1 pseudogene is annotated in these 681 nt (G+C 61.2%); it reads left to right on the top strand.

The window, feature by feature from the left end:
• Nucleotides 1–681, top strand: a pseudogene (locus tag PAF17_RS20120) (IS3 family transposase); the annotation flags it as partial.

Here is a 681-nt window from a genome sequence, read left to right as displayed (position 1 = left end):
AAGGCAATTTCAGCGCCGAGTTCAAGCGTGACGCGGTCGCGCAGATCACCGAGCGGGGCTACCCGGTTGCGGAGGTTTCGCAACGGCTCGGGGTAAGCGCGCATTCTCTCTATGCATGGAAGCGCAAGTTCGCGAAGGCGTCGTCCGGTGAGTCGGAGAAGGATGCTGAGATCCGGCGCCTGAAGCGGGAGCTGACGCGGGTGACGGAGGAACGCGACATTCTAAAAAAGGTCACCGCGTATTTCGCCAAGGATGCCAAGTGAGATACGCGTTCGTGGCCGAGCATCGCGGGCAGTTCTCTGTGCGGGCGATGTGCCGATGCTTGCGCATCCAACCGAGTGGCTTCTACGCTTGGCTGAAGACCCCGCTGAGCAAGCGGGCCCAAGAGGATCTGCGGCAGACCCGGATGCTGAAGGAGGCGTGGATCGAGAGCGGCAAGGTCTATGGTCACCGCAAGTTGCATGACGACTTGATCGAACAAGGCGAAAGCATCTGCGTGAACCGTGTTGCCCGTCTGACGAAGCTGGCCGGGATCTGGGCACAGATCGGCTACAAACGCCGCCCCGGAAAGTATGGCGGCAAGCCGTCGGTCGTTGTCGACAACACTCTCGACCGGCAGTTCGACGTGGGGGCGCCGGACAAGGTCTGGGTCACCGACATTACCTACATTCGCACGCAGGA

Origin of the sequence: Paracoccus onchidii (assembly GCF_028294535.1) — a bacterium.
GTDB lineage: Bacteria > Pseudomonadota > Alphaproteobacteria > Rhodobacterales > Rhodobacteraceae > Paracoccus > Paracoccus onchidii.
This window is presented reverse-complemented; position numbering and strand designations above follow the sequence as displayed.